Below are 22932 nucleotides of genomic sequence, written 5' to 3'. Positions count from 1 at the left end.
GGCTCCGGCTCCTCGGGCGGTTCCGGCAGCGCCGGGAACGGCGCCACCGCCCGGTGCAACGACGGCACCTACTCGTACGCCGCCCACCACCAGGGCGCCTGCTCCCACCACGGGGGCGTGGCCGTCTTCTACCGGTAGGCGGGCCACGAAGCCGCGGCGGCCGTTCAGGGTTCCTCCCGCGTCACCGTCACCTCCCTGCCCGGCCCGGCGGTCCCTTCACCGCCGCCGACCGCGAGCGCCCCGTCCCGGTCGGTCCGCAGCACCAGCGCGCCGCCGGCCCGCAACGCGGCCAGCGTCGACGGGGCCGGGTGTCCGTAAGGGTTGCCGGTGCCGCAGGAGATGAGCGCCACCCGGGGTGCCGCGAGCCGCATCAGTTCCGGGTCCTGGTACGCCGAGCCGTGATGGGCCACCTTCAGCACGTCCACCCCGGCCAGCCCCGCCGCCTGCGGTGACCTCAACAGGGCCTGCTGGTCCGAGGGTTCGAGGTCGCCGAGCAACAGCAGCCGCAGCCCGCCGGCGCGGACCAGCAGGGCCACGCTGGCGTCGTTCGGGCCGTCGAAGGCGGGCGCGGCGTCCGGTGGTGGCCACAGGACCCGCCAGGCCAGCGGGCCGGTGCGCCGCTCCTCCCCCGCGACGGCCCGGGTGACCGGGATGTGCCGGGCCGCGGCCTGCTTCCTGACGAACTCCGCCTCCGCTCCGGGCTCCTCGAACCCCGTGGTCTCGATCGCGGCGACCTCCCGGCCGCGCAGGACACCGGTCAGCCCGGCCACATGGTCGGCGTGGAAGTGCGTCAGCACGAGGAGGGGGACGCGGGTGATGCCCAGCCGCCGCAGGCAGCGGTCGACCGGTGCCGGATCGGGCCCGGTGTCCACGACCACCCCGGCCCCGGCGCCCGCCGCCAGCACGGTCGCGTCGCCCTGTCCCACGTCGCACATCGCGAACCGCCACCCCGGCGGCGGCCAGCCCGTCACCACCCGGGTCAGCGGCGCCGGGCGCACCACCGCCAGCAGGAGCAACGCGCCGAGCAGAGCGCAGCACCACGGGTGCCGCACCAGCCGCCGCCCGGCCAGGGCGACGGCCACCGTGACCGCCGCGAGCAGCAGCGCCCCCGGCAGGCTGCCCGGCCAGTCCACTCCCGCGCCGGGCAGCGCCGCCCCGGCCCGGGCCACCCCGGCGATCCATCCGGCCGGCCAACTCGCGCACCAGGCCAGCGCCTTGGCCACGGGCAGGCCCGCCGGCGCGATGGCGAGCGCGGCGAAGCCCAGCACCGTCGCGGGCGCCACCGCCGCCTCGGCCAGCAGATTGCAGGGCACCGCCACCAGGCTCACCCGGGCCGACAGCACCGCCACCACCGGCGCGCACACCGCCTGCGCCGCGAGGGCCGCCGCCAGCGCCTCGGCGAGCCTCGGCGGCACCCCGCGCCGCCGCAGCGCCTCGCTCCAGCCGGGGGCCAGCACCAGCAGCGCCCCGGTGGCCAGCACGGACAGCAGGAAGCCGTAACTCCGGGCCAGCGACGGGTCGTACAGCACCAGCAGCAGTACGGCCGTGGCCAGCGCCGGGAGGAGGGATCTGCGGCGGCCGGTGGCCAGGGCGAGCAGCGCGACCGCGCCGCAGGCCGCGGCCCGCAGCACGCTGGGATCGGGACGGCACACGATCACGAAGCCGAGCGTGAGCGCCCCCGCGAGCAGGGCGGTCATCCGCAAGGACAGCCCCAGGCGGGGGGCCAGGCCCCGGCGTTCGGCCAGCCGGGCCAGGCCGGGCGGGCCGACGAGCAGGGCGAGCAGCACGGTGAGATTGCCGCCGGAGACCGCGAGCAGATGGGTCAGGTCGGTCGCCCTGAAGGCGTCGTCCAACTCGGGGGTGATCCGCGAGGTGTCCCCGACGACCAGCCCCGGCAGCAACGCCCACGCGTCCCCCGGCAGCCCGTCCGCCGCCTCCCGCAGCCCCGCCCTGGGCCGCCCCGCCAGTCGCTGGAGCCCGCTCGGCCCCGCCACGACCCGCGGCCCGCCCGCGCCCCGCACCCGGAGCACGGCCGCCGTCCGATCACCCCCGGCGAGGGCGGGCGCCAGCCGCCCGGTCACCCGCAGCGTGGTGGACGGCAGCAGGCTGAGCCAGGCCGCCCGGCCTGCCCGGGCCTCCGGGGCGCCCCCGGGTGCCGGGGCGCCCGCGTCGACGATCATCAGGACCGGCGCCCTGGTCCGCGTACTCCTTCCGTCGCTCTCCTCGACGCGCAGCACCCGCGCCCGGAGCAGCACCGCCACCGGAGCCGTGTGGTCACCGCGCACCCGGGGTCTACTCAGCCGGGGATCGCCGGTCAGCTCCGCCTCGGCCGTCACGGTGGCGGACCGCCGGGCCAGCTCGGGCACCGGACCGCGCCGTACGTCCGCTCCGTGCAGACCCGCGGAGGCGGCCGCCGCGGCGGCGCAGAGCAGCACCGCGGCGAGCGAGGACCGCGCCCACCCGGGCCGTCCGCGCGAGCGCCCGGAAGCCCTCCCGGCCCGTCCCGCCCCGAGCAGGAGGACACCGCAGACCAGGCAGACGAGCACGACGCAGAGGGCCGGGCCCGGCGGGGCGTCCAGGGTCAGCGCCGCCGTCGCCCAGGCGGCGAGCGCGGGCGGCACCAGCCGCAGGTCCAGGGGGTTCGGCTCGGTCACCGGCACGGCGCCCTGCCCGTGGGAGCCGCTCATGGCCGTACCAGGTCGCGCAGATCGGTGAAGCGGCGGTCGCCGATGCCGTTGACCTGGCGCAGTTCGTCCACCGAGCGGAAGCCGCCGTGCCGGGTGCGGTAGTCGATGATGTGCCGGGCCAGCACCGGGCCGACCCCGGGCAGGGTGTCGAGCTGGTCCTCGGTGGCCGTGTTGAGGGAGACCTGCCCGGCCGGACCGGACGGTGCGGCGGGACCCGCGGGCGCTCCCCCGCCTCCTTGCCCGCCGGCCGCGGGCCCCCCGACCACCACCTGCTCGCCGTCGACCAGGAAGCGCGCCCGGTTCAGCCCGTCGGTGTCCACGCCCGGCCGGACGCCGCCCGCCGCCCGCAGCGCGTCGGCCACCCGGGAACCGGCCGGGAGCCGGCGGACCCCCGGTTTGCGGACCTTGCCGCCGACGTCCACCACGATCTCCCCGCCCGGGGTCGGGGCGGCTCCCCCGCCGCCCGGCGCCTCTCCTCCTGCGCTCGGTGCCTTCGCGTACGTCGCCTGGGCGCGCACCACTTGAGGGGCGCTCACGGTCTGCGGCCGGCCCGTCCAGAAGTGCTGCACGGCGAGGAGGGCGGCGGCCACCAGCAGCACGGCGAGGGCCACCGTCCCCCGGCGCTCCACCCCGCACCGCGCCTGCAACCACACCGGCAGCCGCTCCCGCAGGGCCGCCCCGGCCCGCGCCCGCCGGTCCGGGAGCACCGCGTCGCGCGGCTCCGGCGGCCTCGCCGGTTCCGCCGCGGGCGGCAGGCCCGGGTCCGACGGGGCCGGGCCCGGCACGCCCCGGCCCGGCACGCCCCGGCCCGGCAGGTCCGGGTCCGGCGGCGCCTTCCCCGACTCCCCCCACTGCACGGCGCTTTCGCCGAAGAGGAGTTCCGCGCGGCGGCGCAGTTCGTCCGCGGGCGCGTGCGCGCGAGGGCGGACGCGTCGGTGCTCGCTGGCGCGATGCCGCACGCGGCCGTCGGAGGCGGGGCCACGGCCGGGGCCGCTGGTCGGGGTGACGGTGCGGGAACGTGATCGAAGTGCCATGCGACGAGGATCGGACATCCCGCCGTTTCGCGATGATCTTGGTCAATTCCCGGGGACATCGGGCCGGTTGTGGACAACCCCGTCACCCGTGCGGGTGACCGCCCGTCAGAGCCGGCGTGGGAGCCGGTCTCACCGGGGCGAGACCACGACCCCGAGCAGCCCCGGCCCCGTGTGCGCCCCGATCACCGCCCCGACCTCGCTGACATGGAGTTCGGCCAGGCCCGGCACCCGTGCCCGCAGCCGGTCGGCGAGGGCGGCGGCGCGCTCGGGGGCGGCCAGGTGGTGGACGGCGATGTCGACCTCGGCGCTCCCCGCGCGTTCGGCGGCGATCTCCTCCAGGCGGGCGATCGCCTTGGACGCCGTACGCACCTTCTCCAGCAGTTCGATGCGGCCGCCGTCGAGCTGGAGCAGGGGCTTGACCGCGAGCGCGGAGCCCAGCAGCGCCTGGGCGGCCCCGATCCGGCCGCCGCGGCGCAGATAGTCGAGGGTGTCGACGTAGAAGTAGGCGGAGCTGCCCGCGGCCCGCTTCTCGGCCGCCGTGACCGCCTCGTCCACGGTGCCGCCCGCCTCCGCGGCCTCGGCGGCGGCCAGCGCGCAGAAACCGAGGGCCATCGCGACCATCCCGGTGTCCACCACCCGCACGGGCACCGGCGCCTCGCGCGCGGCGAGGACGGCCGCGTCGTAGGTGCCGGACAGTTCGCCGGACAGGTGCAGGGAGACGATGCCGCGCGCGCCGGACCCGGCCACCTCGCGGTACGTCTCGGCGAACACCTCGGGGCCGGGGCGGGAGGTGGTGACGGGGCGCCGCCTCTGGAGCGCCTGGGCGAGGGCGCGGGTGGAGATCTCGGTGCCCTCTTGGAGCGCCCGGTCGCCGAGGACCACGGTCAGCGGCACCGCGGTGATGCCGTGGCGCTCCATCATCCGGGGCGGCAGGTAGGCCGTTGAATCGGTGACGATGGCGACATGGCGGGACATGAGCTGGAGGTTACCTGCCGTAGCGCGCGCACGGCAGCCCGGCCCCCGGGGTGTGCGCCCGGCGCGCTGCGCCCGCACGAGGCGTCATGTGGTGCTTTCCGGGCGGGGGTTCTTCTGCCAGGGGTAGCCGAGGCGCGGGCCGGGAGGGGTGATCGGGGGCGGCGGCGAGGCCGGTTCATCGGCGGCCCGGGGTCCGGTCCAGTGGCGCAGGGCGTCTGCTTCCATGTCGATCTGGGCGCTGAGCGCGCCGAGGTCGTCGTCGGCGAAGCGGCGGGCCCGGTCGCGGGCGGCCCAGCGCAGCGCGTCCGCGGACTTGGCGATCTGCTCGGTGCGGGCGCGCAGTTCGGGCAGGCGGGCGGCGAGCGTGGCCCGGTCCGGCTCGGACTCCAGGCGCTTGAGGTCGGCGTCCAGCTCGCGTCCGTGCACGCTCAGGCGCTCGAAGAGGCCCACGGATTCCTTGAGCGACTCGTCCTCGGCGGCGCCCGCGTACAGCGCTTCCTGGGTGGCGCGCATCGAGGTGCGCAGGGTGAGCCGCAGCTGGGCCAGCTCGGCGGCCGGGCCGACCTGGGCGAACGACTTGGCGCGCAGCGTGTGGTCCTCGACGGTGCGCCGGGCCTGCCCGATGGTGCGGTCCACACCGCGCTTGGCGGCGCCCACCACCTTGATCGTGGCGTACGCGCCGAGGACGACGAAAGCCAGGAAGAAGAGGGCGATGACGATGATCACTGCTTCCACGACGCTTCTCCTCGGACCGGTGCGCCGCGCGACGCGACACTCCTCCACGGTAAACGCAACGGGCAGGCCCGGGGTTCCAGAAAAACCCCGAACCTGCCCGTAGGGGAGTACCCCGACGTGCGTCGCCGTTACGCCGGAACGATGTTCACCAGCTTCGGCGCGCGCACGATCACCTTGCGGATGGCCGCGCCGTCCAGCGCCGCGACGACCTTCTCGTCGGCCAGCGCCACCTTCTCCAACTCCTCCTCGGAGATGCCGGGCGCCACCTCCAGGCGGGCCTTGACCTTGCCCTTGACCTGGACGACGCAGGTCACGGTCTCGTCCACCACGTACGCCGGGTCGGCGACCGGGAAGTCCCGGTGGACGACCGAGTCGGTGTGGCCCAGGCGGCGCCACAGCTCCTCGGCGATGTGCGGGGCCAGCGGGGCCACCATCAGCACCAGCGGCTCGGCCACCGACCTCGGCAGCGCGGCGCCGGCCTTGGTCAGGTGGTTGTTCAGCTCCGTGATCTTGGCGATGGCCGTGTTGAAGCGCAGGCCCTCCAGGTCCTGGCGCACCCCGTCGATCGCCTTGTGCAGCGCGCGCAGCGTGTCCTCGTCGGGCGCCGCGTCCACCACGGTGACCTCGCCGCTCTCCTCGTCCACGATGTTGCGCCACAGCCGCTGCAGCAGCCGGAACTGGCCGACCACGGCACGCGTGTCCCAGGGGCGGGAGACGTCCAGCGGCCCCATGGCCATCTCGTACAGGCGCAGGGTGTCGGCGCCGTACTCGGCCGCGATCTCGTCCGGGGTCACCGCGTTCTTCAGGGACTTGCCCATCTTGCCCAGCAGGCGGGTGACCTTCTCGCCCTGGTGGTAGTACGCGCCGTCGCGCTCCTCCACCTCGGCGGCCGGCACGGCGATGCCCCGGCTGTCGCGGTAGACGTAGGCCTGGATCATGCCCTGGTTGAACAGCTTGTGGAACGGCTCGGCCGAGGAGACGTGTCCCAGGTCGTACAGGACCTTGGACCAGAAGCGGGCGTACAGCAGGTGCAGCACGGCGTGCTCGGCGCCGCCGACGTACAGGTCGACACCGCCGTGCGGCATGCCCTCGCGCGGGCCCATCCAGTACTGCTCGATCTCGGGGTCGACCATCCGCCGGTCGTTGTGCGGGTCCAGGTAGCGGAACTCGTACCAGCAGGAACCGGCCCAGTTGGGCATGGTGTTGGTCTCACGGCGGTACTTCTTCGGCCCGTCGCCCAGGTCCAGGGTGACGTGCACCCATTCCTCGTTGCGCGACAGCGGGGTCTCGGGCTGGGTGTCCGCGTCGTCCGGGTCGAAGGTGCGGGGGCTGTAGTCCTCGACCTCCGGCAGCTCCAGCGGCAGCATCGACTCGGGCAGCGCGTGCGCGACGCCGTCCTCGTCGTAGACGATCGGGAAGGGCTCGCCCCAGTAGCGCTGGCGGCTGAACAGCCAGTCGCGCAGGCGGAAGTTGACGGTGCCCTGGCCGATGCCCTTGCGCTCCAGCCACTCGGTGACGCGTGCCTTGGCCTCGGTGACGCCCAGGCCGTTCAGGTCGACGCCCTCACCCCGCGAGTTGACGATCTTCGCGTCGTACGAGGCGAACGCGTCGTCCCACTCGGCGGGGTCGGTGCCGCGGCCGTCGGTCGGCTCGACCACGCAGCGCATGGGCAGCTCGAAGGCGCGCGCGAAGGCGAAGTCACGGGTGTCGTGCGCCGGCACGGCCATGATCGCGCCGGTGCCGTAGCCCATCAGGACGTAGTCGGCGATGAAGACGGGGACGCGCTCGCCGTTGACCGGGTTGGTGGCGAACGCGCCGGTGAAGACGCCGGTCTTGTCCTTGGCCTCGGCCTGCCGCTCGACGTCGGACTTCGAGGCGGCCTGCGCGCGGTAGGCGGCGACGGCCTCGGCGGGCGTGGCGTGGCCGCCGGTCCACACCTCGTGGGTGCCCTCGGGCCAGGCCTCGGGGGTGAACGCGTCGACCAGCGGGTGCTCGGGCGCCAGCACCATGTAGGTGGCGCCGAACAGGGTGTCCGGGCGGGTGGTGAAGACGGTGATGTGCTCGCCGTCGATCGGGAAGTCGACGCGGGCGCCCTCGCTGCGGCCGATCCAGTTGCGCTGCTGGAGCTTGATGGCCTCCGGCCAGTCCAGCTCCTCCAGGTCCTCCAGCAGGCGGTCGGCGTAGGCGGTGATGCGCATGTTCCACTGGCGCAGCTTGGCCTTGAAGACCGGGAAGTTGCCGCGCTCGGAGCGGCCGTCGGCGGTGACCTCCTCGTTGGCCAGCACGGTGCCCAGGCCGGGACACCAGTTGACCGGCGCGTCGGAGGCGTAGGCCAGGCGGTACTCGCCCAGGACGTCGGCGCGCTCGCGGGCGCTCAGCTCGTTCCAGCCGCGCGTGGTGCCCGGGATCGCGCGCTCACCGGTCTCGAACTGGGCGATCAGCTCGCCGATCGGGCGGGCCTTGCGGGCCTCGTCGTCGTACCAGGAGTTGAAGATCTGCAGGAAGATCCACTGGGTCCACTTGTAGTAGTCCGGGTCGATCGTGGCGAAGGACCGGCGCTTGTCGTGGCCCAGGCCCAGCCGGCGCAGCTGGGCCTTCATGTTCTCCATGTTGGCCTCGGTGGACACGCGCGGGTGCGTGCCGGTCTGCACGGCGTACTGCTCGGCGGGCAGGCCGAAGGCGTCGAAGCCCAGGGTGTGCAGCACGTTGTGGCCGGTCATGCGCTGGAACCGGGCGTAGACGTCAGTGGCGATGTAGCCGAGGGGGTGGCCGACGTGCAGGCCCGCACCGGAGGGGTACGGGAACATGTCCATGATGAACTTCTTGGGCTTGGCGGCGCCGTCGCCCGCCAGGTCGCCCGTGGGGTTGTCCGCGGCGTAGGTGCCGTCGGCGTCCCAGAAGTCCTGCCAGCGTGCCTCGATGTCGGCTGCCATGGCGGCCGTGTAGCGGTACGGGGCGGCCTCCGCCGGGGTAGCGGCGGCAGCGGGGTTCGTCTCGCTCATGATCCTCAAAGCTCCATCGATCGTCCTGCCAGCGGCTGTGCCATTTCAAGAAACGAAAAATCCCCTCACACAGGAGGGGATGCCGCGCCGATGCCGACCTCTCGGGTCTCACCGGGGTCGGTACTGATCAGCGCGGCCCGCTAAGCAGAAGGCGTACGGCACGCATGGCGCTAGGGTACCGCAGGCCCCGAGCCGACGACGACGGGATCCGCCCCATGGGACGGCAATGCGCCGAGGGCGGACCATCCTTCCGGATGATCCGCCCTCGACTTCTGTGGAGCTAAGGAGAATTGAACTCCTGACCTCCTGCATGCCATGCAGGCGCTCTACCAACTGAGCTATAGCCCCTCGTTTTGTTTCGCCGCCCGGTTCCCCCGGCGACGAAGAAAACATTACAGGTCCCGGGGCCGCAGCACCAAATCCGTTTCCACTCCACCCCTTTAGTCGCGTATGTCCGACTTTGGAGTCAGGCCGTGACGAAGGAGTAGAACCTCTTGAGCGTGCAGTGCTCCTCGAGCAGGCGGCCGTAGATCGGCTCGCCCTCCAGTTCGCGGTACGTCTCGATGGGGTCGCCTTTTATGATCAGCGCCCGCGCGCACTCCTCGCACCAGTACTGGTAGTCGGCGTTGATCGGCTCCATGTCGCGGACGATGGGCGTGCCGCTGCCGCACCAGTCGCACTTCCGCCTGTGTGCACCCATGGATCAGCTCCGGCCGTGGCCGCAGGCCGTACACACGATGCTGGCAGGCATCGAACTCCCTCCCGTAGGGCCGCGCCCCCTTCCGGCCGTTTGATTCTGCCACGAGCGGGCCGACACGGTCAGCGACGCCGCGGTACCGGTCCGGACACGGCCGCCGGGTGCGACCCGGGTGTGAACGGCGGGACAAACGGAAGATCCCGCCCCCTGACGGGGACGGGATCTTCCTCCTGTGGAGCTAAGGAGAATTGAACTCCTGACCTCCTGCATGCCATGCAGGCGCTCTACCAACTGAGCTATAGCCCCTTGCTGTGTTCTTCCCGCTCGGCGGGGCGAACAAGAAGAACTTTAGCCTGCGACCTGCCAGAAAGTGAAATCCGGGGTCCGGGGCGCCGGGAACGGGCTCAGTCGTCGTCGCCGAGCACGGGCTCCGGCAGGGTGCCCGCGTTGTGCTCCAGCAGCCGCCAGCCGCGCACGCCCTCCCCCAGCACGGACCAGCAGCAGTTGGTGAGGCCGCCGAGGCTCTCCCAGCTGCGGGCCTCCAGCCCGAGCAGCCGGCCGATGGTGGTGCGGATGGTGCCGCCGTGGCTGACGACCACGAGCGTGCCGTCCACCGGCAGCTTCTCCGCGTGCCGCAGCACCACGGGCGCGGCCCGGTCGGCGACCTCGGTCTCCAGTTCGCCGCCACCGCGGCGGACCGCCTCGCCGCGCTTCCAGGCGGCGTACTCCTCGCCGTGCCGGGCGATGATCTCCTCGTGCGTCAGCCCCTGCCAGGCGCCCGCGTAGGTCTCGCGCAGGCCCTCGTCGCGGGTGACGTCGAGACCGGTGAGCGCGGCCAGCTCGGCGGCCGTGTCCACGGCCCGCGTCAGGTCCGAGGAGACGATCGCGTCGGGCCGCAGCGAGGCGAGCAGCCGGGCGGCGCGCCGCGCCTGGCCGACGCCGGCCTCGGTCAGCGGCACGTCCGTGCTGCCCTGGAAGCGGCGCTCCACGTTCCACGAGGTCTGGCCGTGCCGCCACAGGATGATGCGGCGGCCCCGGTCCTTGCGGTCGGTCACCTCACCCGTGGCGCTCATCACCACTCCCCGCCCGGCTCCTGCTCGGCCTCGGCGGCCTGGTGGCGGGCGTGCTCCTCGGCCTTGCCGCGGGTGGCCTTCGCGTCGGCGGGCAGCTCCAGCTCGGGGCAGTCCTTCCACAGCCGCTCCAGGGCGTAGAAGACGCGCTCCTCGCTGTGCTGGACGTGGACCACGATGTCGACGTAGTCGAGCAGCACCCAGCGGGCCTCGCGGTCGCCCTCGCGGCGCACCGGCTTGGCGCCGAGTTCCTTCTGGAGGCGCTCCTCGATCTCGTCGACGATGGCCTTGACCTGGCGGTCGTTGGGCGCGGAGGCGAGCAGGAAGGCGTCCGTGATCGACAGGACGTCGCTCACGTCGTAGGCGATGACATCGTGGGCGAGCTTGTCGGCGGCCGCCTGGGCGGCGGTGTTGATGAGCTCAAGGGAACGGTCGGTGGCGGTCACTACGTGGCTTTCCGTCGGCGGTCACTGAACCTCAAGGGTCTCACGGACCGCCCGGGGCACCCCACGCGATTACGGGGTGCCCCGGCCGGGGTCACGAGCCGGACGGCCGGTAGTCCTGGCCCAGCACGACCGAGACGTCGGCGCCCGAGGAGACCGTGCCCTTGGCCACGGAGCCGGCGGGCAGGCCGAGGGTCTTGGCGACATCGGTGGCGTTCTGCTTGTCGGAGGCGTCCTGGTAGACGACCTTCGACGTGGCCCGGGTGCCGCCGCTGCCGCCCTCCAGGAAGGTGAAGCCGCCGTTGAGGAGCACCACGCGGGCCTGCTGGGTGTCGTCCTTGACGCCGGTGGCGTTCTGCACGGAGACCCGGACCGCGGAGCCGGCGTCGGGGCTCTTGGCGGTACCGCCGAGGATGTTCTTGACCACGCTGTCGCCGGTCTGCGCGCTGAGGGTGCCGTCGGGCTGCACGGGCAGCAGGGCGGTCTTGTAGTCGCCGCTCTTGGCCAGGTCGGCGAGCCGCGCGAGGAAGGCTCCGAGGTCCTTGTCGGTCAGCGAGGGGTCGAGGATCTGCGCGAGGGACTGCACGGTGACCGTGGCGTCCGCCGGGTCCGAGGAGATCTTGCGCAGGACGCCCTGGAGGACCTGTCCGAACCGCTCCAGCTGGGCGTCGTCCGATTCGCCCGGGGCCCGGTAGGTGGCGTAGGCGACGGCCATCTTGCCGCTGAGGGTCTGGTCGGTGCCCTTGGTGACCAGCGGCTCGGTGCCCTTCTTCTTGGCGGCCGGGTCGGGCACGTCGGTGTTGGTGTCGATGTCGATGTTGCCGACGAGGTCGACCAGGTTCTGGAGATAGGGCGTGTCCAGGCGCCAGGTGCCCTGGATGTCGGTGCCGAGGACGGTGTTCAGCTGGTCGCGGGTGCCGGAGGAGCCGTCGTCGTCCACCGACTTGGCGAGCGTCGTGGTGGAGCCGTCGTCGTCGGTCAGCGCGAGCGAGTTGGGCAGCAGCACGGTGCTGCCCCGCTTGGTGGTGGTGTTGTCGACCAGCAGCACCGTGGAGGTGCCGCGCTTGCCGGTGTCGTGCAGGTGGACGACGATCACGTCGCGCTTCTGGGCACCGACCGCCGTGTCCTGGCCGGCCGCGGCGCCGGAGGAGGACAGGAAGGGCAGCTTCCCGGCGTACCAGAGGTAGCCGACGCCGCCGACGGCCACGAGGGCGAGGACCACGGCGAGGGCGACGAGCCGGCCGCGGGCGCGGCGGCGGGCCTCCTCGCGGCGCTCGGTGCGGTTCTCGGTGAACTTGAGCCAGTCGATGACGTCCTCGGAGTCGCCGTCCGGCTCCTCCACGAAGGCGAACTGCTCGGTGCGGTAGTCCGGTTCGCCGGTGGTGTCGTCGGCGGCGAGCTCCGCGTAGGGATCGGGCCGGGCGCCGTCGGGCCGCGGCTCCGCGTAGGGGTCGTGCGGTGGCTCGTCGGCCCGCAGTTCGGCGTACGGGTCGGGCCGGGCGCCGTCGGACGGTCCGGCCTGCTGGGGGATGTGGACGGTCTGCTCGGCGACCCGGGGCTGGGGCCCGCTGGTCGCCGCCTGCCCGTAGGGGTCGTACCCGGGGTCGGCCTGGGAGCCGGGGGTCCGGGTGCCGTAGGGGTCGTAGCCGGGGTCGGCATCGTGCCCGGGGTAGGCGTCCTGCCCGGGGTACGCGGGGGCCTGCGGCTGCTGTCCGGTGCCGTACGACCCGTAGGGCGGGGCGGGCTGCTGGGTGCCCGCGGCGTAGGGGTCGTAGCCGTAGTCCTGCTGCTGGTGCTGCCCGCCGTAGGGGTCGTAGGCCCCGTTGGGCGCCTGCTGGGCCGGAACCTGGCGGTACACGGGCTGGCCGTACTCGTCGTAGCCGACGAGCTCGTACGGGCCGGCGCCGTGTCCGGCGTCACCCGCGTCGTATCGGTCGTTCACCGGTGGTGCCCCTCTCGGCTCACTCGCCGCGGTACAGCTCGCGCTTGTCGATGTAGCGCACGACTCCGTCCGGCACCATGTACCAGATGGGGTCCCCCTTGGCGACTCTCGCACGGCAGTCTGTGGAGGAGATGGCGAGCGCGGGGACCTCGACGAGCGAGACGCCGCCCTCCGGCAGGCCCTTGTCGCTGAGGTGGTGGCCGGGCCGGGTGACGCCGATGAAGTGCGCGAGCGAGAACAGCTCCTCGCTGTCGCGCCAGGTCAGCAGCTGGGCGAGGGCGTCGGCACCGGTGATGAAGAACAGATCGGTGTCGGGGTTGAGGGCGCGCAGGTCGCGCAGGGTGTCCACGGTGTAGGTGGGGCCGCCGCGGTCGATGTCGATGCGGCTGACGGAGAACTGCGGGTTCTCGGCGGTGGCGATGACCGTCATCAGATAGCGGTCCTCGGCCGGGGAGACCTGGCGGTGCGACTTCTGCCAGGGCTGGCCGGTGGGTACGAACACCACCTCGTCCAGCTCGAACTGCGCGGCGACCTCGCTGGCCGCCACGAGGTGCCCGTGGTGGATCGGGTCGAAGGTGCCGCCCATGACGCCCAGGCGCCGCTTGCCCGGGCGGGCGGGGCCGTGACCCGGCCGGTGCCGCCGGTACTGCGGCTCGTTCACCGTGTCGTCGGCGGCCTTCGTGTGCGCCGGACCGGTCGGCATGTCCTGCTCTCCCATGCGTGCAGACCCTACCGGCCCGGTCCTGCGCGTCCGGCCGGGGTCTCGGCTCAGCGGTCGCGGTTGAAACGCGTGGTGATCCACAGCAGCAGGAGCAGGATGACGAGGGCGCTGCCGCCGGTGACGGCGGGGCTCAGACTGTCGTGGTGGCCGCCCTCTTCGGCTGCAAGGGAGACCAACTGGGCTGCGCTGTTGAGCATCATCTTCGGCAGGACCTTCGCGTGTGGGCGGGATAAAGATGTCGGCTCATCGTATGCGGGCGGCCCTTCGGCGATCACGCCGACTCCGCCGTTGGGGACCGCCGGCCAGGCGGAGCGGCCCGCGCGGGGAACTTGCGGCGGGGGTCAGTCGTCCTTCTGTTTGTAGCCGCGCAGCAGGAACCAGGCGGTCAGCGCGCAGCCCAGGATCATCACGACCAGCACGATGCGGAGCAGGTTCCCTCCTCCGCCCCCGTGCTGCTGGACGGCGTTCGCTGCGGCCTCGGTCAACCGGGCGGCTGCGGGGTGGTGCTCCATGGCGTGGACTCCTTCGGCTGTCTGCCCGTCCACGGTATCTCCGCCTAGGCTGTGTCCCGCCTCGGGGGCACACGGCACTCTCGGACGCAGTTGGGGGAAGACATGCACGACGGCGATGGGCACCGCGGGCACGAGCGGGTGCCCGGCAGGCAGCGGACACGCTTCCCGGGGATCTCCTCGCGCGCGTACGAGCATCCGGCGGACCGCTCCGCCCTGGTGGCGCTGCGCAAGCTCAGCGGCTTCGACCAGGTGTTCAAGGCGCTCAGCGGGCTGCTGCCGGAGCGGAGCCTCAGACTGCTGTTCCTCTCCGACTCGGTGCGGGTATCCGAACGCCAGTTCGGCCATCTGTACGCCATGCTGCTGGACGCCTGCTACATCCTGGACCTGCCGAAGGTCCCGCCGATGTACGTCACCCAGGACCCGCAGCCGAACGCGATGTGCATCGGTCTGGACGAGCCGATCATCGTGGTCACCACCGGGCTGGTGGAGCTGCTGGACGAGGAGGAGATGCGGGCCGTCGTCGGGCACGAGGTGGGCCACGCGCTGTCCGGCCACTCGGTGTACCGCACGATCCTGCTCTTCCTGACCAGCCTGGCGCTGAAGGTGGCGTGGATCCCGCTGGGCAATCTGGCGATCATGGGGCTGGTCGCGGCGCTGCGGGAGTGGTTCCGCAAGTCGGAGCTGTCCGCCGACCGGGCCGGGCTGCTGGTGGGCCAGGACGTACAGGCCTCGATGCGCGGCCTGATGAAGATCGCGGGCGGCAACCATCTGCACGAGATGAACGTGGACGCGTTCCTGGAGCAGGCGGAGGAGTACGACTCCGGGGGCGATCTGCGCGACTCCGTGCTGAAGATCCTCAATGTGCTGCCCCGCTCGCACCCGTTCACCACCGTGCGGGCGGCCGAGCTGAAGCGGTGGGCCGAGTCGCGGGACCACCAGCGGATCATGGACGGCCACTACCCGCGGCGAGACGAGGACGAGGACGCCTCCTTCAGCGACTCCTTCCGCGAGTCCGCGGCGAGCTACGCGAGCGATGTGAAGTCCTCCAAGGACCCGCTGATGAAGCTGGTGAGCGACCTCGCGGGCGGCGCGGGCGACCTGGGCGGCCGGGTCAAGCGCGGCTTCGACGGCTTCAAGAGCCCGCCCCCGCCGAAGGCCGGCCCGGCCACGGAGGCGGAGTAGGAGCGGCCCGACGGCCGTTCCTCATGCTCCGGCGGGGGCCTGTCTACGTCCTCGGCTGGGAGCCCGTGGCGAGGGTGCCGCACAGGGAGGTGGGGGTTTCGGCCGTGTAGGGGTCGGTGGCGGCGGGGCTGCCCGGACGGGCGGTCTGGCCGGCCAGCAGCGGGCGGAGGTAGGACACGGAGTCGTCGGCGCAGGCCAGGGGGCCGGCCTCCACGGAGGCCGTGACCAGCTGGACCTGGTGGGTGCGCAGGTCGTCGCGGGTGAGCCGGAAGGTCAGCGCGCGGCGGACCGTGAACAGGGAGACCCGCTCGCGTACGGCGCCGGCCGGGCGCAGCGCGTAGACGAAGGTGTGGTCGGCGCTGACCTGCAGCGCGGCCGGGTCGGCCTCGGTGGCGCGCAGGTCGCCCTGGACGCGGACGCGGTCGTCGGCCAGCCGGGCCCGGGACGGGTCGAGGCGCACCACCCAGCCGGTGGCGGCGTGCCGGCCGTCCGCCGCCGGGTGGTGGAAGCTCTGGTCGAACTGGGCCAGCTGGTCGGAGTCCACCAGGGCCCGGGCGGGGGCCGCCGTACGGCCGGTGAGCACCTCGGGATAGAGCGAGGAGCGCACGATGTAGTCCTTGACGGTGGTCAGCGCGGCCATCACCTGGCTGTCGGAGAAGTGGGCGGTGCCGCGCGCGGCCGGCAGCGGGACGCCCTCGGCGCCGACGTCGAACTGGGCGGCGGGGCTGTGCGCGTACAGCGCCTCGGCGTCCGTACCGCCGGGCACCTCGCCCTGGGGCGCCAGCGGTATGACGGTCATGCGCAGGGGGCCCACGGGGTGCGGGGCCTGGGCGGAGTCGTAGGGGTGGCGCACCCCCATGTAGACGGCGGTGCAGAAGGCCACGGCGATCAGCAGGACGAGGATCATGGCCTGGCGGGCGAGCCCCCGGTGCAGCAGCGAGCGGCGGCGCACGGCGGGCGCGTGGTCGGCCAGCCGCTCCTCGGCGGAGTACTCCTGGAGGCGGGCAGCACGGACGAACGACTCGTCGAACACGACGGATCGGTACTCGTCCTCGGCACCACCGGGGCCGCCCTCGGGTGTCCCCTCCGGTGGGTCTCCAGGCCCGCCCATACTTTCAGAGTGGGTTCCCCGGACGCCGGGTAAACGCCGCGCTCCGCGCCAACTTCTGACAGGGACTCACCACGGCCGGGGCGCTCGCCGCGGGACGCGTTCAGGGGGTGTGCGGGACCGCCGACACCGCGGGCCGGGCCGGGGCCGCGGACGGGACGGAGGTGGCCTGGTTGAGGCCCGTGGGAGTCACGGGCGGCAGCTGGTCCCGGGCGCCCGAGGACGTGCCCCGGTAGACCGCGGCGAAGGCCAGGGCGACCATGCCGACGCCCATCACCACGGCGAGGACCCAGGCCACCGGGCGGTGCCAGCGGGCCTGTTTGCCGTGGCCGTCGAAGGGACCGTGACCGAGGGCGTGGACGTCGTCCGGGTCGTCCGGCTCGTCGTCCGCGTCGTCGCCGAGGTCGGCGCCGCCGTAGGCGTCGTCGTACCGCTCGCTCCTGGCGCGGGCCCGGCGGGCCTCGGCCTCGGCGGCCTCGGCTCTGGCCTCCGCCGCGGCCAGGAGGCGTTCGACGGCGGTCGGCTCATGGACCACGGCCGCCCGTACGAAGGCCTCGTCGAAGACCACGGAGGCGAACTCTTCGTCCGACACCCCGCGGTCGTGGTCGTCGTCGGGCTCCCCGCCGTCCGGGAACGGCGTGCCCCCCACGTCCTCCGGCACGCGTCCAGAGTAGACCTGGGGGGTCAATTTGGGCAGACGGTATGGAAATTCATCCACAGGCTGAGACGCCGGGGAACTCAAGCCCTGATGTGCCCGTCACCGGTGACGATGTACTTGGTGCTGGTCAGCTCCGGCAGCCCCATGGGGCCCCGGGCGTGCAGCTTCTGCGTGGAGATGCCGATCTCCGCGCCGAAGCCGAACTGGCCGCCGTCGGTGAACCGGGTGGCGGCGTTCACGGCGACGGTGGTGGAGTCCACCAATCGGGTGAAGCGGCGGGCGGCCTGCTGCGAGGTGGTGACGATCGCCTCGGTGTGCCCGGAGCTCCACAGCCGGATGTGTTCGACGGCCTTGTCGAGGGAGTCCACCACGGCGGCGGCGATGTCGTACGACAGGTACTCCGTCTCCCAGTCCTCCGGCGTCGCCTCGACCACGGTGGCCCTGGAGTCCTTGGCGTAGGCCATGACCCGCTCGTCGGCGTGCACGGTGACGCCGGCCTCGGCCAGGGCGTCCAGGGCGCGCGGCAGGAACTCGGCGGCGATGTCCTGGTGGACCAGGAGGGTCTCGGCGGCGTTGCACACGCTGACCCGCTGGGCCTTGGAGTTGACCAGGATGTCGACCGCCATGTCGATGTCGGCCTGCGCGTCGACGTAGACGTGGCAGTTGCCGGTGCCGGTCTCGATGACGGGCACGGTGGACTCGTTGACCACGGTCCGGATCAGGGAGGCGCCGCCGCGCGGGATGAGGACGTCGACCAGGCCGCGGGCGCGCATCAGCTCGCGCACGGACTCGCGGTTCTCCCCCGGCACCAGCTGCACGGCGTCGGCGGGCAGCCCGGCGCCGCCGACCGCGTCCCGGATCACCCGGACCAGGGCGGTGTTGGAGGCGTAGGCGGAGGCGGAGCCGCGCAGCAGGACGGCGTTGCCGGACTTCAGGCAGAGCGCGGCGGCGTCGACGGTGACGTTGGGACGGGCCTCGTAGATGATGCCGACGACGCCGAGCGGGACGCGGACCTGGCGCAGGTCGATGCCGTTGGGCAGGGTGGAGCCGCGCACCACCTCGCCGACCGGGTCGGGCAGCCCGGCGACGTCGCGGACGTCGGAGGCGATGGCGCGGACCCGCTCGGGGGTGAGGGTGAGCCGGTCCACGATGGCCTCGCTGGTGCCGTTCGCCCGCGCCTTGGCCACGTCCTCGGCGTTGGCCTCGACGATCTCGCCGGTGCGGACCTCCAGCGCGTCGGCGATGGCGAGCAGGGCGTCGTCCTTCGCGGCGCGCGGCAGCGGCGCGAGGTCGGCGGCGGCGGCCTTGGCCCGGTAGGCGGCCTGGGTGACCGGGGACATCGAGTCGTACGGCGAGAGCGTGGTCATGGGGGAAGGGTAGTGCGCGGTGTGGAGCCCTTCCGCGCACGTTTCACACCCCGAGACGAAACCCCTGTAAGGGCTCAGAAGGGGTGGACCCCTACGGGTGCCGCGGGCGGCGGCCCGTACCCCTCGGCGACGCGCTGGTGATACGTCTCCCGGTCGATGACCTCAAGGCCGACGATCTCCCACGGGGGCAGTCCGGCGCTGAGCCGGTGCTCGCCCCACAGGCGCAGCGCGACGGCGGCCGCGTCGTGCAGGTCGCGGGCCTCTTCCCAGTACCGGATCTCCGCGTGGTCGCCGGCGTATCTGCTGGTCAGCAGGAAGGGGTGGTCGTGAGCCAGTTGTTCCAGGGACCGGCGCAGCTCCGTGAGGGGGACGCCGGGGCCGGCCACGCTGAGGGTGACGTGCCACAGCCGGGGCAGGTCCCTGGGCTCCTCGTAGGTGTCCCCGGCCGCGACGCTCGTCAGGGCACCTCGGGTGGTCCCCCCAGGGCGCACTCGTCTCACGACGGCCTCCTTCACCCAAGTGCTCGGAAAGATGTCTCCGACACAAAGTTGAGCAGGCCGTAAGGCTTCGCGGGGCGGTTTTACGGAACGTCCCCCACCGGAGGCCCGGGCTACGCCCCGTTTTACGAGCGCAGCAGCACCAGATCGTCCCTGTGTACGACCTCGCGTTCGTACGCGGGACCCAGTTCGCGCGCCAGCTCGTGGGTCGAACGGCCGATCATCGGGGGGATCTCCCGGGCGTCGAAGCTGACGAGACCGCGGGCGACCGCGCGGCCCGAGGTGTCCCGCAGTTCGACCGGGTCGCCGGCGCTGAACTCGCCCTCGACCGCGGCGATCCCGGCGGGCAGCAGCGACTTGCGGCCCCGGACGACGGCGTCCACGGCGCCGTCGTCCAGGGTGAGCGCGCCCTGGGGGGTGGAGGCGTGCTGGAGCCAGAGCAGCCGGTCGGCGGAGCGCTTGCCGGTGGGGTGGAAGTAGGTGCCGGTGTCGCCGCCGCCGAGGGCGTCCGCCGCGTGCACGGCGCTGGTCAGCACCACGGGGATGCCGGCGGCGGCCGCGATCCCGGCTGCCTCGACCTTGGTGACCATGCCGCCGGTGCCGACGCCGGCCTTGCCCGCGCTGCCGATCTCGACGCCCGCGAGGTCCTCGGGGCCGCGCACCTGCGCTATCCGGGAGGTGCCGGGCCTGCTGGGGTCGCCGTCGTAGACGCCGTCGACGTCGGAGAGGAGGACGAGCAGGTCGGCGTGGACGAGGTGGGCGACGAGGGCGGCGAGGCGGTCGTTGTCGCCGAAGCGGATCTCGTCGGTGGCGACGGTGTCGTTCTCGTTGACGACCGGGAGGGCGCCCATGGCGAGCAGTTTGTCGAGGGTGCGGGAGGCGTTGCGGTGGTGGGCGCGGCGGCTCATGTCGTCGCTGGTGAGCAGCACCTGGCCGACGCGGATGCCGTAGCGGGCGAAGGAGGCGGTGTAGCGCGCGACGAGCAGTCCCTGGCCGACACTGGCGGCGGCCTGCTGGCGGGCGAGGTCCCGGGGGCGGCGGCGCAGCCCGAGCGGCGCGAGCCCGGCGGCGATGGCGCCGGAGGACACGAGCACGATCTCCCTGTCGCCCTTGTTCCTGCTGGTGGCCAGCACGTCCACCAGGGCGTCGACCCGGTCGGCGTCCAGGCCGCCCGCGGCGGTGGTCAGCGAGGAGGACCCCACCTTCACGACAACCCTGCGCGCCTCCAGGACGCCCCGCCTTGCACTTGCCACCTTGCCCGTCGCCCCTTCACCCCGGGTTCGCCTGCGTGCTGCGCAATGTACGCGACCGGACACATCCGACGCGCCCCGGTTTCGCTGGTCGGACGCGGCGGAGCCGTCGGCGCACGCCGCACGGGGTGCCGCCACGCACGGTCATCATTTACTCACGATTTGCTTACGGCAAAAAGGTTGTACTGGTTGCCTATAGAAATTAAATCTCCGGCAAACTTATTTTGATCACCGTGTCATCCACCGTTCGCCAGCAAAAGCGCATTCTGCTCCGTTCGGGCAAGAACCCGTACGACGTCCTGTCCGTCGAAGAGGCCCTGCACCGGGACGTGATCGCCACCAACTCCGGGAACCTGGTGTTCCAGGAGGCGGCGCACAAGCTCCTCGAAGTGCCGGGCACCGAGGTCGTCTCGGGAGGCGTGCGGACCGACATGGCCGCGGCGGCGCGGGTCAACGAGGAGTACGACGCCTTCGTCGTGCCGCTCGCCAACGCCTTCCGCCCCTCCTTCGAGGCCGCGCTGACCCGGCTGACCCGGTTCATCTCCCGGCTGCGCATCCCGGTCGTGGTGCTCGGCGTCGGCGCGCAGACCGGGGTGGGCTACGACCCGGCGCGGCTGAAGCGCATGGAGCCGGCCGTGCGGGACTTCTGCGCGGCGGTGCTGGAGCGCAGTGCCTCCATCGGGGTGCGCGGCGAGTTCACCGAGCGGTACCTGAAGGACATGGGCTTCCACGACGTCGAGGTCATCGGCTGTCCTTCCCTGTTCATGCACGGCCCCGACCTCGACGTGCGCAAGCGGGTGCCGGAGCTGACGCCCGACTCGCGGATCTCGGTCAACGGCTCGCACGGTGCCCTGCGCAGCCAGGGCTTCGACAAGATCCTCGACCGGACGCGGTCGCTCTACCCGAACCTGCGCTTCGTCGGCCAGAACCTCAGCGACGCACGGCAGCTGCACTGGCGGGACCTGACGGACCCCAACGCCCGGCTGACCTCCATGCCGACACACCCGGACCACCCGATGTACCGCGCGGACCAGGTGCGGGTGTACGTCGATCCGCGCACCTGGATCGAGGATCTGCGGGAGTTCGACTTCTCCTTCGGCTCCCGCATCCACGGCAACATCACCGCGCTGCTGGCCGGCACGCCCGCGACGGTGCTGTGCGGCGACTCGCGCACCCTGGAGCTGTGCCGCTACTTCGAGATCCCGCACCGGCGCCTGGACCAGGCCGCGAAGGACCCGGCCTCGGCCGACCCGGCACTGCTCTACGCGCAGGCCGACTTCGGCGCCCTGGTCGGCAACCACGGCGAACGCTTCGCGCGGTTCACCGGGTTCATGGAGCGCAACGGGCTGCGGAACACCTTCGCCCACGGCGACGGCGGCGCGGCCTTCGAGAAGCGGATGCGCTCGTTGTCGTTCCCCCCGGGCGTGCGCCCCTGGAACGACACCGACCCGGCCTCGCTCAGCGGCCGTTTCTCCTGGCTGCACAGCCAGGTCAGCGAACTGAGCCAGGACAACGCCGAGTTGCGCAAGGAGCTGGCGCGGGCGAAGAAGGCGCAGAGCGCGGCGCCCGCCCCGTCGGTCTACCGGCGCGCCCGCCGGGCGGTGGGCCGGCCCCTGAAGCGCGCGCTCCAGTCGGGCCGGCAGCAGTAGGAGCGGGGGCGGGCGGCCCTCAGGCCGCCGCCTTGAAGTTCCGCGCGCGCAGGGTGCGGCGGACCTTGCGGACCGCCCGGCGCAGGAAGGTGTTGGCGGCGGCCGCGCGGTAGCCGGGGACGGCGCGGGCCTCGCGGGGCTCGGCGAGGTAGATGTCGTCGGGGATGCCGGCCGCCTTGGACCTGAAGTGCGGGTAGGCCAGGTAGACCTGGGTGCCGCGCTTCTCCAGCCGCGCCTCGGGCTCCTTCTTCGCCTTCATGAACTCCAGGACGTCCAGCAGGAGTTCGGGCCGCTGCCGGGCCACCAGGTGCAGCCGCAGCCGTTCGTGGACCCGCAGCCGCCGGGCCACTCCGGCCGTCCAGTGGGCGTCCATCAGCGGCTTGGCCAGCTCCAGCTTGTGGCGCCGCACCTCCTCGCTGTCCTTGAGGAACCTCGGCCCGAACTGCGGCAGCAGGGTGATCAGGAAGGGCCGGACCATGAGGACGTCGCGCTTGTCGCCGGCCGGCACCATCTCCTCGATCAGCGCCATCAGGGCGCGCGCGGAGTCGAAGCGCAGGGTGTAGCTGCCGGTCTTGGTGACGTGCTTGCCGTCGTCGCGGCCGACCAGGTAGTAGCAGGTGTAGTCGGCGAGCACCGAGACGCCGTCCGCGCGCAGGTACGCCTCCAGCGTGAACAGGGCGTCCTCGCCGGTGAACAGCGACTCGTCGAACCGCATGCCGTGCCGCTCCAGCAGCGAGCGGCGGAACAGCTTCTGCGCGCTGAGCGTGAACTTGATGTTGGAGGAGAAGACGTCGGTCCGCGGCAGCGTCTTGCCCCACATGGACTTCGGCGGGGTGCGGTTGATGCCCTCCACCCGGCCGAGCACGACGTCGGTGCCGTTCTCGTCGGCCATGGCGACCATGCGCTCCAGGGCCTCGGGGCCGAGCCGGTCGTCGGCGTCGAGGAAGAAGACGTAGCGCCCGGCCGCCTTGCCGAGGCCGACGTTGCGCGGGCCGCTGGGGCCGCCGGAGTTCTCCTGGCGGATCACGGTGACCGGCATGGGCACGCGGGCGGCGAACTCCTCCAGGCAGTCCCCGGTGCCGTCGGTGGAGCCGTCGTCGACGGCGATGACCTCCAGGCGCGCCGGGTCGATGGTCTGCGCCTCGACGGATGCCAGGCACTCGACCAGATACGGCATCGCTTCGTACGCCCCGATGATCACCGTCACATCAGGCTGCGTCCCGACGGTCACACTTCCCCCTTGCAAAAGGAACATACCCCCGCGTTTCGCCGCAATGGCACCTTGTTAGACGATCACCCGGGGGACGCGGTTGCCCTCTGCCCGACCATGAGTGGCGCACGTCACACCGGGCCCGGCGGGCGGGGCCGCCTCGGGGTGGCACGGCCCGAGAGTACGGAGGATC

General features: G+C 72.8%; 21 protein-coding genes and 2 tRNA genes. 3 read left to right on the top strand and 20 right to left on the bottom strand.

Annotated elements, in window-relative coordinates:
• Positions 1-138: DUF3761 domain-containing protein (locus tag FRZ03_RS26500; protein ID WP_146467645.1), on the top strand; the 138-nt coding region annotated here is incomplete at its 5' end.
• A 26-nt stretch (positions 139-164) separates the two neighbouring features.
• On the opposite strand, the gene FRZ03_RS26495 is transcribed toward FRZ03_RS26500, so the two are convergent.
• The 14 genes from FRZ03_RS26495 to FRZ03_RS26430 all read right to left on the bottom strand — a co-directional run bounded on the left by FRZ03_RS26495 (position 165) and on the right by FRZ03_RS26430 (position 13818).
• Complete coding sequence (locus FRZ03_RS26495; protein ID WP_146467644.1) at positions 165-2687, bottom strand: ComEC/Rec2 family competence protein; 2523 nt, start codon at positions 2685-2687, stop codon at positions 165-167.
• A complete protein-coding gene (locus tag FRZ03_RS26490; protein ID WP_146467643.1) occupies positions 2684-3721 on the bottom strand; it encodes a ComEA family DNA-binding protein in 1038 nt (345 codons plus the stop codon). Before FRZ03_RS26490 ends, FRZ03_RS26495 begins: the two co-directional genes overlap by 4 nt.
• Positions 3722-3850: 129 nt before the next feature.
• The gene (locus FRZ03_RS26485; RefSeq protein WP_146467642.1) at positions 3851-4696 is read right to left on the bottom strand and encodes a DegV family protein; all 846 of its coding nucleotides are present in this window, start codon (positions 4694-4696) and stop codon (positions 3851-3853) included.
• A gap of 84 nt (positions 4697-4780) precedes the next feature.
• Complete coding sequence (locus FRZ03_RS26480) at positions 4781-5431, bottom strand: hypothetical protein (RefSeq protein WP_146467641.1); 651 nt, start codon at positions 5429-5431, stop codon at positions 4781-4783.
• A 128-nt stretch (positions 5432-5559) separates the two neighbouring features.
• A complete protein-coding gene (gene leuS, locus FRZ03_RS26475; RefSeq protein ID WP_146467640.1) occupies positions 5560-8433 on the bottom strand; it encodes a leucine--tRNA ligase in 2874 nt (957 codons plus the stop codon).
• A gap of 275 nt (positions 8434-8708) precedes the next feature.
• Positions 8709-8781, bottom strand: a tRNA-Ala gene (locus FRZ03_RS26470).
• A gap of 118 nt (positions 8782-8899) precedes the next feature.
• Complete coding sequence (locus FRZ03_RS26465) at positions 8900-9133, bottom strand: hypothetical protein (RefSeq protein WP_067006897.1); 234 nt, start codon at positions 9131-9133, stop codon at positions 8900-8902.
• A 230-nt stretch (positions 9134-9363) separates the two neighbouring features.
• Positions 9364-9436: transfer RNA gene (locus tag FRZ03_RS26460), tRNA-Ala, on the bottom strand.
• 98 nt (positions 9437-9534) lie between these two features.
• Complete coding sequence (locus tag FRZ03_RS26455) at positions 9535-10203, bottom strand: histidine phosphatase family protein (protein WP_146467639.1); 669 nt, start codon at positions 10201-10203, stop codon at positions 9535-9537.
• Positions 10203-10646 (bottom strand): ribosome silencing factor, encoded by a 444-nt coding sequence (gene rsfS, locus FRZ03_RS26450; RefSeq protein ID WP_146467638.1) that lies wholly within the window; start codon positions 10644-10646, stop codon positions 10203-10205. Before rsfS ends, FRZ03_RS26455 begins: the two co-directional genes overlap by 1 nt.
• A 91-nt stretch (positions 10647-10737) precedes the next feature.
• A complete protein-coding gene (locus tag FRZ03_RS26445; protein ID WP_146467637.1) occupies positions 10738-12585 on the bottom strand; it encodes an LCP family protein in 1848 nt (615 codons plus the stop codon).
• 19 nt (positions 12586-12604) lie between these two features.
• A complete protein-coding gene (gene nadD, locus FRZ03_RS26440; protein ID WP_146467636.1) occupies positions 12605-13303 on the bottom strand; it encodes a nicotinate-nucleotide adenylyltransferase in 699 nt (232 codons plus the stop codon).
• A 50-nt stretch (positions 13304-13353) separates the two neighbouring features.
• Positions 13354-13581: a hypothetical protein gene (locus FRZ03_RS26435; protein WP_146467635.1), complete on the bottom strand. Its 228-nt coding sequence runs from the start codon at positions 13579-13581 to the stop codon at positions 13354-13356.
• A 66-nt stretch (positions 13582-13647) separates the two neighbouring features.
• Positions 13648-13818 (bottom strand): hypothetical protein, encoded by a 171-nt coding sequence (locus FRZ03_RS26430; protein WP_146467634.1) that lies wholly within the window; start codon positions 13816-13818, stop codon positions 13648-13650.
• Between the two features lie 102 nt (positions 13819-13920).
• Between FRZ03_RS26430 and FRZ03_RS26425 the strand changes: the two genes are divergently transcribed.
• Positions 13921-15000 (top strand): M48 family metallopeptidase, encoded by a 1080-nt coding sequence (locus FRZ03_RS26425; RefSeq protein ID WP_146467633.1) that lies wholly within the window; start codon positions 13921-13923, stop codon positions 14998-15000.
• A gap of 43 nt (positions 15001-15043) precedes the next feature.
• Here FRZ03_RS26425 and FRZ03_RS26420 read toward each other — a convergent pair whose 3' ends face one another.
• The 5 genes from FRZ03_RS26420 to proB form a co-directional block, all read right to left on the bottom strand.
• Positions 15044-16111, bottom strand: a complete 1068-nt coding sequence (locus FRZ03_RS26420) for an SCO2583 family membrane protein (protein ID WP_146467632.1) — start codon at positions 16109-16111, stop codon at positions 15044-15046.
• 100 nt (positions 16112-16211) lie between these two features.
• Positions 16212-16769: an SCO2584 family spore wall biosynthesis protein gene (locus FRZ03_RS26415; RefSeq protein WP_146467631.1), complete on the bottom strand. Its 558-nt coding sequence runs from the start codon at positions 16767-16769 to the stop codon at positions 16212-16214.
• A gap of 77 nt (positions 16770-16846) precedes the next feature.
• Complete coding sequence (locus FRZ03_RS26410; RefSeq protein WP_146467630.1) at positions 16847-18133, bottom strand: glutamate-5-semialdehyde dehydrogenase; 1287 nt, start codon at positions 18131-18133, stop codon at positions 16847-16849.
• Between the two features lie 74 nt (positions 18134-18207).
• A complete protein-coding gene (locus FRZ03_RS26405) occupies positions 18208-18633 on the bottom strand; it encodes a hypothetical protein (protein ID WP_146467629.1) in 426 nt (141 codons plus the stop codon).
• 122 nt (positions 18634-18755) lie between these two features.
• On the bottom strand, positions 18756-19883 hold the full coding sequence (proB, locus tag FRZ03_RS26400) for a glutamate 5-kinase (protein WP_146467628.1): 1128 nt from the start codon (positions 19881-19883) through the stop codon (positions 18756-18758).
• A gap of 230 nt (positions 19884-20113) precedes the next feature.
• On the opposite strand from proB, the gene FRZ03_RS26395 reads away from it, so the two are divergent.
• Entirely contained in the window at positions 20114-21529 is a 1416-nt protein-coding gene (locus FRZ03_RS26395; protein WP_146467627.1) for a polysaccharide pyruvyl transferase family protein, read from the top strand.
• Between the two features lie 19 nt (positions 21530-21548).
• Here FRZ03_RS26395 and FRZ03_RS26390 read toward each other — a convergent pair whose 3' ends face one another.
• A complete protein-coding gene (locus FRZ03_RS26390) occupies positions 21549-22760 on the bottom strand; it encodes a glycosyltransferase family 2 protein (protein ID WP_146467626.1) in 1212 nt (403 codons plus the stop codon).
• Positions 22761-22932: the final 172 nt, after the last annotated feature.

Source organism: Streptomyces misionensis (genome assembly GCF_007896895.1).
In the GTDB taxonomy this organism is placed as follows: Bacteria; Actinomycetota; Actinomycetes; order Streptomycetales; family Streptomycetaceae; genus Streptomyces; species Streptomyces misionensis_A.
Note: the sequence above shows the minus strand (reverse complement) of the source record. Positions and strands in the feature narration are given on the sequence as shown.

What these genes read in the sequence shown, in the direction of transcription:
- FRZ03_RS26455 (WP_146467639.1), bottom strand. Translation starts at nt 10,203, where the DNA reads ATGAGCGCCACGGGTGAGGTGACCGACCGCAAGGACCGGGGCCGCCGC.
- FRZ03_RS26420 (WP_146467632.1), bottom strand. Translation starts at nt 16,111, where the DNA reads ATGGGCGGGCCTGGAGACCCACCGGAGGGGACACCCGAGGGCGGCCCC.
- FRZ03_RS26495 (WP_146467644.1), bottom strand. Translation starts at nt 2,687, where the DNA reads ATGAGCGGCTCCCACGGGCAGGGCGCCGTGCCGGTGACCGAGCCGAAC.
- FRZ03_RS26490 (WP_146467643.1), bottom strand. Translation starts at nt 3,721, where the DNA reads ATGGCACTTCGATCACGTTCCCGCACCGTCACCCCGACCAGCGGCCCC.
- nadD (WP_146467636.1), bottom strand. Translation starts at nt 13,303, where the DNA reads ATGGGAGAGCAGGACATGCCGACCGGTCCGGCGCACACGAAGGCCGCC.
- FRZ03_RS26430 (WP_146467634.1), bottom strand. Translation starts at nt 13,818, where the DNA reads ATGGAGCACCACCCCGCAGCCGCCCGGTTGACCGAGGCCGCAGCGAAC.
- leuS (WP_146467640.1), bottom strand. Translation starts at nt 8,433, where the DNA reads ATGAGCGAGACGAACCCCGCTGCCGCCGCTACCCCGGCGGAGGCCGCC.
- FRZ03_RS26425 (WP_146467633.1), top strand. Translation starts at nt 13,921, where the DNA reads ATGCACGACGGCGATGGGCACCGCGGGCACGAGCGGGTGCCCGGCAGG.
- FRZ03_RS26465 (WP_067006897.1), bottom strand. Translation starts at nt 9,133, where the DNA reads ATGGGTGCACACAGGCGGAAGTGCGACTGGTGCGGCAGCGGCACGCCC.
- FRZ03_RS26485 (WP_146467642.1), bottom strand. Translation starts at nt 4,696, where the DNA reads ATGTCCCGCCATGTCGCCATCGTCACCGATTCAACGGCCTACCTGCCG.
- FRZ03_RS26410 (WP_146467630.1), bottom strand. Translation starts at nt 18,133, where the DNA reads ATGACCACGCTCTCGCCGTACGACTCGATGTCCCCGGTCACCCAGGCC.